A 512-nucleotide genomic window follows, 5' to 3' on the forward strand; every position below is an offset into this window, starting at 1 on the left:
ACCGAGCTTGCCGGTGTCCTTGATGAAGCCGTCGATGACGATGAAGACGGCCTTGTAGTACTTCTTGGAGGTGCCGGCCTTCAGCCACTTCTGCACGTAGTAGTGCGTGATGGTGTAGTTGCCCAGGGCGTCCTTGGCCTTGGTGCCCGGGCCCGCGTACTTGTTGTACTCGGACTCGGTGACGTGCTCGACCTCGGGCTCGCCCAGCTTGTTGCCGGAGCCGGCGCCAACGCCAGCGGCGGTGTAGGTCGCCTTGCTGACCTCGGTGCGCTCAAGCACCGCACCGGGGTGGTTCGGGCCCACGACGTCAGCGGGGGTGTCAGCGCCCTCGGACCAGCAGGCACCCAGGTCCAGCACGCACTTGTCGTACTGCTCCTTGCTGATCTCGACCGGCTTGACTTCCTTGCGCCCGGTGAACTTCTTGTAGTCCGCCTCGGAAACTTCCTTGGCGGTGCCGCCGCCGATCTGGACACCGTTGTAGACGGTCACGAACGCGTAGTCGCGGTCGTAGT

General features: G+C 64.1%; 1 pseudogene. It reads right to left on the reverse strand.

Annotated elements, in window-relative coordinates:
- Positions 1–512, reverse strand: a pseudogene (locus ACSDR0_RS51135) (hypothetical protein); the annotation flags it as partial.

Source organism: Streptosporangium sp. G11, from assembly GCF_051192615.1.
GTDB lineage: Bacteria > Actinomycetota > Actinomycetes > Streptosporangiales > Streptosporangiaceae > Streptosporangium.